Annotated in this window: 4 protein-coding genes and 1 other annotated feature; of the genes, 2 read left to right on the top strand and 2 right to left on the bottom strand. The window is 41.6% G+C overall.

Translation table 11 applies throughout. From position 1 onward, the window contains the following. Positions 1 to 170: 170 nt before the first annotated feature. Complete coding sequence (locus AT864_RS03555; RefSeq protein ID WP_066146490.1) at positions 171 to 2936, bottom strand: transglycosylase domain-containing protein; 2766 nt, start codon at positions 2934 to 2936, stop codon at positions 171 to 173. A 495-nt stretch (positions 2937 to 3431) separates the two neighbouring features. Further along, positions 3432 to 3659, top strand: a binding site (T-box leader). A gap of 44 nt (positions 3660 to 3703) precedes the next feature. Between AT864_RS03555 and tyrS the strand changes: the two genes are divergently transcribed. Then, complete coding sequence (gene tyrS, locus AT864_RS03550; protein WP_044745912.1) at positions 3704 to 4972, top strand: tyrosine--tRNA ligase; 1269 nt, start codon at positions 3704 to 3706, stop codon at positions 4970 to 4972. A 42-nt stretch (positions 4973 to 5014) separates the two neighbouring features. On the opposite strand, the gene rpsD is transcribed toward tyrS, so the two are convergent. Next, entirely contained in the window at positions 5015 to 5617 is a 603-nt protein-coding gene (gene rpsD, locus AT864_RS03545) for a 30S ribosomal protein S4 (protein ID WP_044745913.1), read from the bottom strand. Between the two features lie 356 nt (positions 5618 to 5973). Between rpsD and AT864_RS03540 the strand changes: the two genes are divergently transcribed. Further along, positions 5974 to 7836, top strand: a complete 1863-nt coding sequence (locus AT864_RS03540) for a sensor domain-containing diguanylate cyclase (RefSeq protein ID WP_066146484.1) — start codon at positions 5974 to 5976, stop codon at positions 7834 to 7836. Positions 7837 to 7863 lie beyond the last annotated feature (27 nt).

Raw genomic sequence — 7863 nt, 5'->3', positions numbered from 1 at the left:
TCTCATAAGCTTTAATAACTTCATATTTAAACTCTTCAGAATAATGTTTGCCAGACACAGAAAAACTCCCCCTAAGAGAAAACAGATTTTTATTTTTTAATCTGTCTACCTTAGGGGGAGCATATCAAATATTCGGTCAGCCGTTTTTCGTTATTACGTATAAAATGTATCTATGGTGCATCCTCTGAGGCAGGAGCCGAGGAGGATGGTTTGGTTGTTGTTGGTGTTTCTGCCGGCTTCGTCTGTTTGACAACCACATTGGAAGGAGAGGATTCCTTTCCAGCAATATCAACGGCCGTGACATAATAAACACCAGAGCCTAATCCATCGTTAAAGGATAGCGGCTGGCCGGCTCTAATGGCTGCGACCATTTGGAACGAAGCACCTTCATGAATCGCTCGGTATACTCGATACCCGATGACATCAGGTTCACGGAGGGCAGACCATATCAATGTTTGATTGGACCAGCGTGCTGTAGGGGAATCTGGCCGTTTGCCATTCTCTTTTAATTCTTCAGCTGCTGTATAAGAATCTGGAAACAGCTTTGCAGCATCTGCTTCCTTAATACCGAGCTTGTCGAGCATCTGCTTGCTTAATATAATTCCATCTTTTGTGAATTCTCGTGGCGTTGTAGCAAGTGCTACATAACGCTTTCCATTGATTTCAACAAAGCGCCCGTTTGTTAAGGAGCGATCCTCTTCTCTTGGTGTAAACTTGGTGTTATATAAATCATAGCGTACTAATCCAGCTTTTTGGCAGCTGTCTGATGGAACAAGTCCGGATACCGAGCAATAGGCACGGCGGACAATTCCACCTGGCATATTGAACCGTTGCTTTGGAGCAATCAAGCTTGGCTTGACATCGTAAGCTGCATTCATTAGCTGTGCCCAGAGCAACAAGTTTCGTTTACTGTAAGAAAGCCCTTTATATGTTTGTTCCAATGGAGCAGGTGTATCATAGCCCATCCAAACGCCAAACGTGACATTAGGATTAGTAGCGACAAACCACGCGTCCTTATTGTCTTGTCCCGTCCCTGTTTTTCCCGCCCAGTCAGCTTGAAATTTTAAAAATGACGGAAGGGATGCCGCTGTACCTTGGCGAATAACATCGCGCATCATATCGATCATTAAATAGGAAGTTTGCGGGGAGAAGACGGGAATAGGAGTGCTATGATGTTGATAGACGATTTCCCCGTTTTTAGCGACGATTTTTTCAATTAAATAAGCATCGACAAACGCTCCAGAGTTGCCGAAGGTCGCATATGCATTCACGTTCTCTTCGACCGTTACCCCTTTTGTTAAAGCTCCGAGAGCTAACGAGAGGTTGGAGGCATCCGATTGGGTCAGGCTGGTAAATCCCATTTTTTCTAAATAGGCGATCGGCCGTTGATGAATCGTTCTCATGTAGGTTCTGACAGCCGGAATATTGTAGGAATACTGCAAAGATTGTCGCACGGATACAAGCCCGTGCGTACGGCGATCGGCGTTTTTCGGACGATATGGGCCGCTCGGTGTCGAAACGTACAGATCTACATCGGGAATGACAGAACCAGGCTGAACAACCCCCATTTCCATAGCTGGCGCATAAACTAAAAGCGGTTTCATTGTGGAGCCATTTGAACGATAGGCTTGCGTCGCATGATTTAATTGCTGGCGGTGGTAGTCTCGACCGCCGACAAAACTGATGATTCTTCCTGTTTTATTTTCAATGAGCATGGCTCCAACTTCCACCGGTTCGGTCTTCTGAACGGTTTGCCCCGCTTGATTGGTTTCTGTTCTGATCACGTCATGGCCGAAATACGGATACTTGGCGACGATCGATTGCATGCGATCGTAAATATCTTGATCAACGGTCGTATAAATATCGTATCCATTTTGCCGCAGTTGCTTTTCTGCTTTCGCTATATATTCCTGATAAAGGGGAGCATTGTTTTGTAAATCTTTTTTCTCATAACCATCTTTTTGCGCTAAAACAGCTGCTAAAATATCTTTTGATCGCTGTTCGATCTCCATTGTAAGCCATGGATATTTTTCAAATGGCGATGGCTGCGGCGGTGCAAAATGTTGTGCAATCTTATATTTCAAAGCCTCTTCGTATTGGCTTTGAGAAATATAGCCTAATCTTTTCATTCGCTTTAATACAAACTTCATTCGTTCCAGAGCTGGAGAAAGATCTTTTTTTACTTGCCCATCGCTCGTAAACGGAGTGTAACCGAATGGGCTTTGTGGAAGACCTGCCAAAAAAGCGGCCTGCGCCAGGTTTAAATCTTTTGCGTCAATGCCAAAAATCCCTTTTGCCGCTGCTTGAATGCCGGCAACATTGTGGCCGGATGAATTTCTCCCGAATGGAACCACATTTAAATACGCTTCTAAAATCTCTTCTTTTTTGAAAAAGTGTTCAAGTCGGAGGGCAAGCAAAATTTCTTTGGCTTTGCGTTCAAAAGATACCTCGTTTGTCAAAATTTGATTTTTGACAAGCTGTTGTGTCAGCGTGCTGCCGCCTGTGCGCATGGAGGAATTCGTTGCTTCTTGAAACAAAGCGCGCGCAATTGCTTTTGGAACTACGCCGCGATGCGTATAAAAGTATTCATCCTCTGTAGCGATAATCGCTTGAATAACATAGGGGGACACCTCTTTTAACGACACTTCCTCTCTCTCTAAATCGGAACGGAAGCTGCCTAAGTATACCTGATTAGCAAAATAAATATGGGTCGTTTCTTCATAGTTGTAAATATCCTTTTTCATTTCTTTATACGATGGAACCGGCATATTTTTTACTAAAGAGGCAAAGTAACCAGCACCGACTCCGAAAGCAAAGCAGGCAGCGCAAATAAGCAAAATAATGAACACAAGAAAAACATTCCACACAATTTCATACGTGATATATAGGTTTCGCAACGCTTTTTGCAGGGAAAACGGTTGTCTTGGCTGTTCCATGTTTGCCTCCATAAAAATCAAGTATGTCTTAAAAAATATGTGAATGTCCCAGTATAAGTTGAGCATGACGCAATATGGACGCCTCAACATTTATCCTTGTGTGAGCAGAAGATGACCGACTTGCCTTTCGACCGTGAGCTTTTGGTTTCGTGCAGCACAAGGACAACGGATGAGCTGATTTGATCTTACGCCACAAGCATGCTAATGAATCCATCTTTCCCGGTTCATGAAGTCCATCCTTCACGAATAGATGGAGCGAATCGTTCCATGTAAAGGCTTTTACACAATCATGCAGCAAAAGACGTTCGGTTTTTTTGAGAAAAAGCCGACTCCATTCGGTTGGAGAGCTAACGTAACGGCAAATGTAAGGGAATAAAAATTAGTTTTATTATATCATATAAAATGTCAAATATTATGACTTTTTGTCCTTTTTTGCGATCATATTTGACAATTCAAATGGATTGTGGTAAAAACATGTATATCCTAAAATGAATGATTTAAGCGATGACAGGAATGAGTAGTGTTTATCTCCCTGTTTCAGAGAGCTGGTGGTTGGTGTGAACCAGTGCAAAGGTAGACGCGAATTACCTCCTGGAGCTTCTTTTGTGAACGGCTCTGCGAATGCTTAGTAGCAAAAGACGGTGAGAGGCCGTTATCCAAACAAGCGAGGGAGCAGAATGCTCTCTAAGTAGGGTGGTACCGCGATCAACACTCGTCCCTTCAATGTGGAGGGACGAGTTTTTAATTTTTATGGAGAGGTGAAGCGCATGAATTTACTTCATGAATTAGAGTGGCGTGGGCTTATCAATCAAGTCACAGATCACGAAGGACTAGAAAAATTATTATCTGAAGAGAAAATCAGCTTATATTGCGGATTTGATCCGACAGCTGATAGCCTGCATATCGGCCATTTATTACCGATTTTGACTTTAAGAAGATTTCAGCAGGCAGGACATTTTCCTATTGCGCTCGTTGGTGGAGCAACCGGCCTCATCGGTGATCCAAGCGGAAGGAAAAGCGAGCGCTCATTGAACGAAAAAGAGATTGTACAGCAATGGAGCGAAAAAATCAAAGAACAGCTATCTCGCTTTTTAGATTTTGATACGGCGGAAAATCCAGCGAAAATTGCGAACAACTATGACTGGACTCGTTCTTTGGATGTTATTTCGTTTTTGCGGGATGTCGGAAAAAACTTTGGCTTAAACTACATGCTTGCGAAGGAATCTGTTCAATCGAGAATTGAAACGGGCATTTCCTTTACAGAATTCAGCTATATGATTTTGCAATCCTTTGATTTCCTAAAGCTATATCAAAATGAAAATTGCAGGCTGCAAATTGGCGGAAGCGACCAATGGGGGAATATTACAGCAGGATTAGAATTAATCCGCAAGACGGAAGAAGAAGCGAAGGCATTTGGCTTGACGCTTCCTTTAGTCACGAAGGCGGATGGAACAAAGTTTGGTAAAACGGAAAGCGGCGCTGTCTGGCTTGATAAAGAAAAGACGTCTCCATATGAGTTTTACCAGTTCTGGATTAATACAGATGATCGGGATGTGATCAAATACTTGAAGTATTTCACATTCTTAACAAAAGAGGAAATTGAACAGCTAGAGAAAGAATTACAGGAAGCGCCAGAAAAACGCACAGCGCAAAAAGCATTGGCGGAGGAAGTGACAAAGCTTGTACATGGAGAAGAGGCGCTGCGGCAAGCCATTAAAATTTCCGAGGCCTTATTTAGCGGCAGCATTTCTGAGTTGACAGCAGATGAGATTAGACAAGGATTCCACGATGTTCCATCATTCGAGTATACAGGAGAAGCAGAGGAAGTGTCTCTTCTTGAACTTCTTGTCACGAGCGGAATTGTTTCATCGAAACGACAGGCGCGTGAGGATTTAACAAATGGCGCGATTTATGTGAATGGCGAAAGGGTACAGGATGTGAATAAAGTCTTGACAAAAGAGGACCGTGTGGAAGGACAGTTTACCGTAATCCGACGCGGTAAGAAAAAGTACCATTTGATCCAATATAAATCATAGTAAACAAAATCCCTCTGGAATACTCCAGAGGGATTTTTCACATTAACGAGAGTAGAACTCAACGATCAATGCCTCGTTAATTTCAGCTGGCAGCTCAGAGCGTTCAGGGAAACGAGTGTATGTTCCTTCTAATTTTTCAGCATCTAATGTTAAGTAATCAGGAACGAAGTTGTTAACCTCTAACGCTTCTTTAATGATTTGAAGGTTGCGAGATTTTTCGCGAACAGAAATAGTTTGTCCTGGTTTCACGCGATACGATGGAATATCTACACGGCCTCCATTTACTAGAATGTGACCATGGTTCACTAATTGGCGAGCTTGACGACGTGTACGCGCAAGGCCTAAACGGTAAACAAGGTTGTCAAGGCGAGATTCAAGAAGAATCATGAAGTTTTCACCGTGTTTACCAGCCATTTTTCCAGCTTCGTCAAATGTTTTGCGGAATTGGCGTTCATTTACACCGTACATATGACGGAGCTTTTGTTTTTCTTGCAATTGCAAGCCGTACTCAGATAGTTTTTTACGTTGACCTGGACCATGTTGGCCTGGTGGGTAAGGACGCTTTTGCAACTCTTTACCTGTACCGCTTAATGAGATGCCAAGACGGCGAGAAATTTTCCATGTTGGACCTGTATAACGAGCCATAATGCTCCTCCTTTTGCTTTTATTTTAGGTAAAATAAAAGCAGACGTGAATCAACAATTAAGGCCATTTTGTTTTCATGTATCCTCGCTCTAGCAGCTAAGAGTTACACGATACACCTCTTGACGAAGAGGAACAAAATGAACCAATAAAGGTGACCACATAGGCTGCTATATTTTACACAAACGATATTATATGATTTTTATAAAATAAAGTCAACCTCAACATTTTATTTCTTTATAGTCCGTTCGTATGGTATAATAAAAGATGTAATTTTTTGAAAAAAACTTTCACTCTTTTCAATAAATGGCGGTGTTTTTGTTACAGAGACAAGACTATAGATGCAGGTGAATGGAATGATGAAAATAGAGGAGAAAGAGGCGTATACAGCTTTTAAAGAAAAGTTTTTTGATTGGATGCTGTCGTATGAGGAGTACGACCATTTTTCAAAAGTTATGATGCACTTGCTTCTATTGCTGAAGCAGGAGTTTATGCTAGAGGAAGCCACGCTGTTTTTATTTGATCCTTTTAAAAAAGTCTTTTATCCCGAAGTTACGACAAAAGAAGGGGAACCTTTTTACGACTTTTTACCTAATATCAAATTTCACGAAGATAGCTCGATGAAAAAAGTCCATGTCTATGAGCGCGATGAACAATATACAGCTGCACAAATTGTTCTTTGGCATTCTGAAGAGTTTTTAGGGGTTTTGCAGCTTATCTATATAAAGCGGCAATGGAGCCTTTCGTTTCTCGAACAAATTGAAGCGGACTTTTCTCGGTTGTTTAGCAAAATGAAGAAATTTTCGCGAGGATTGGGAGAGGAAAAACGATATGAGCTCCTTCACCATTTCACAACTAAAATTCATGCATCAATGAAAATTGAAGATGTTTTGGAAGAAATTATCGAAACATTGCAAGAAGTCTATCCTTCGTTTACATACTATTTGTTTTTGTCCCACGATCATCAATATCATGACCGCTTGCCAATCAAAACAATTATGTTTGAAGATGCCGATGAAAACATGGGAGCCATGCAGGCATTTTTAACCGGAAAGGTTCAAATTGAGGATTCTATTGCTCTTCAGCGATCAATTTTGTACGCACCGATCAAAGGTGCGCAAGGTGTTTATGGAGTTATTGAAATTATTGCACCACATATTATGGAGTTCCCGAAAAGTGAAATTAATTTCATTTCATTGTTGGCAAATACTGCGGGAAGCGCGCTTGAGAACGCGAAGTTGTACGAGCAGTCACGCAGGCTTGTTGCCGATTTGCAGTTGATTAACGAAACGATGCATTGTTTGAATGCTAATTTGCGCTTACAGGACGCTTTGGAATTTATGGTCAAACAGATTAAGCTTTCATTTGGTGCCGAAGAAGTCGGTTTCTTTTTGTTTGATTCTGATAAAAAAAAGCTACAGCCTGGAAGTACACCCTTTTTCCGCACGCGTCAAGGGAAAAAGTATGTTGAATTTGTTTCAAAACGAATTCGCACAGAACGGGACATGGTGTTTTTAGGAGAGGCTAAAATAGACGCATCGTCATCCGCCCCTGTTTTTCGTTCGCTAATGGCTGTTCCAATGGTGCAAAACAGAGTATTAAAAGGAGTCGTCATCGTTTTGCATCGTCAGCCTTATTATTTTACATTTGAAATGTTTAAGCTGCTTCAATCATTAATTCATCATTCCACGCTGGCTTTCGCCAATGCTATGCTGCGGGAGGAATTGGAAAGCCTCGTAGTGACAGATTATTTGACCAAATTGTATTCCCGTCATTATCTAGATGAACAGCTCCAAAAATCAATGGAAAGAGATGCGTTCGGTACGTTTATTTTAGTGGATATCGATAATTTTAAAGAAATCAATGACACATACGGACATCAAACGGGAGATGCTGTCATCATCCAAGTAGCAGATATTATTAAGCAAAACATTCGCGAAAGCGATATTGGCGCTCGCTGGGGAGGAGAAGAGCTGGCTATTTATTTGCCAAAAGTCGGTCTTACAAAAGGCATTTCTGTTGCCAATCGCCTTGCGATTAAGGTGAGAGAGGAAACCCATCCTTCTGTCACTGTTTCCTGTGGTGTTTCTTATTGGAAAAAAAATCGTCATGAAGAAGCGACGGAATTGTTTAAACGAGCTGATGAAGCCCTTTATATGGCCAAACGGTCAGGAAAAAATTGCGTATTTGTTAAAGATTATCATCATCAGTATAAGGCATAAAAGGAATCCTAATTGATATATGGATTC

Origin of the sequence: Anoxybacillus sp. P3H1B (genome assembly GCF_001560855.1) — a bacterium.
Taxonomy (GTDB): domain Bacteria; phylum Bacillota; class Bacilli; order Bacillales; family Anoxybacillaceae; genus Anoxybacteroides; species Anoxybacteroides rupiense.
This window is presented reverse-complemented; position numbering and strand designations above follow the sequence as displayed.